Source organism: Achromobacter sp. 2789STDY5608615 (genome assembly GCF_001298995.1).
GTDB classification, from domain to species: Bacteria; Pseudomonadota; Gammaproteobacteria; order Burkholderiales; family Burkholderiaceae_B; genus Achromobacter; species Achromobacter insuavis.
This window is the reverse complement of record NZ_CYTY01000009.1, coordinates 92,488-93,779: the sequence shown is the minus strand read 5'-3', so window position 1 is coordinate 93,779 and position 1,292 is coordinate 92,488. Positions and strand designations below refer to the sequence as shown.

Sequence of the window (1,292 nt, the reverse complement as noted above, 5' to 3'; positions counted from 1 at the left end):
GTAGGCGTCGGGAAAGCCGAAGCGCCGCAGGCCGCCCGCGGCCTCGATGGCGCGCTTGACGTAACGGTCGTCGACCAGCTCGGCGGCGGCGCGCGCCGGGTCCAGGTTGGCCAGGAAGCCGCGGTCGGCCTCGATCAGCGTGTCGCGCAGGCGCCGCACCAGTTCCTCGGTGTAGCTGGGGAACGGATACGGCTGGAAGTCGATGCGGCGCTCGTCCCAGCCGGCGTGGCGGATCGCGCCGCTGGCCAGGTATTGCTCGCGGTCCGAGGCCGGCGGCGCCAGCACCTTGCTCAAGGCCGGCAGGCCATGCGGGGTGTAGCGGTTGATGCCTTCCTTGGACAGCAGCCTGGCGGTCTCCTCGCGGTTGTCGCGGATCCACAGCTGCGCCTGGACGATGGCGTCGACCACCTTCTGCGACCACTCGGGCCGCTGCTGCAGGTCGCGCTCGTGCATGAACACCACGCAGCAGGCGTGGTTGCGCCAGATGTCGCCGGTAAAGCGCAGCACCTTGCCCACGCCCAGCGTCTCGGCCACGGCGTTGAAGGGCTCGGCCACGATGTAGCCGGCGATGCGGTTCTGCGCCAGGGCCGGCGGCATGTCGGCCGGCGCCATCACCACCAGGTTGACCTCGTTAGCGGCCGGCGCGCCCTCCTTGCGCGACACCGGCGCCAGGCCGTTCTCGCGCAGCAGGTACTGCAGCATCACGTTGTGGATGGAATACCAGAACGGGATCGCCACGGTCTTGCCGCCCAGTTCCTTGACGCTGTTGATGGCCGGCGCCACCGTCAGGCCGGAACCGCCGACGTGGTTCCAGGCCACCACCTTGGCCGGCACCTGGCTGCCGAAGCGCGCCCATACCGTCATCGGCGACAGCAGGTGCACCACATTGACCTGGCCGGAAATGAAGGCCTCGATCACCTGGGCCCAGCTGCGCAGCAGCGTCGGCTTCTCGGCCTTGACGCCGGCCTTGTCGAACAGGCCATTGTTGTGCGCCACCAGCAGCGGCGCCGCGTCGGTGATCGGCAGGTAGCCGATGCGCACCGGCGCGTCGGGCTCGCTCTGCGCCCGCGCGTTGAAGGCCGACAGCAGCGGCGCGGCGCCGCCCACCGTCAGCAGGGCCGAGAGTTTCAACCAGTCGCGACGCGACATGTGTTCAAGGCACATCGATAGACTCCTTGGCGGCTTGGCCGCGTGCGACCCGCAGCGCATCGCGCAGGCGGGTCAGGATTTCCAGGCGCAATGCGCCCATTTCCGGCAACAGGTCGGCGCGCGGCTGCGGCAGGTCCACCGGC

General features: G+C 69.8%; 1 protein-coding gene. It reads right to left on the bottom strand.

Features of this window, described 5'->3' with window-relative positions:
• Positions 1 to 1,164: ABC transporter substrate-binding protein (locus tag AOZ49_RS32945; protein ID WP_054475063.1), on the bottom strand; the 1,164-nt coding region annotated here is incomplete at its 3' end.
• Positions 1,165 to 1,292: the final 128 nt, after the last annotated feature.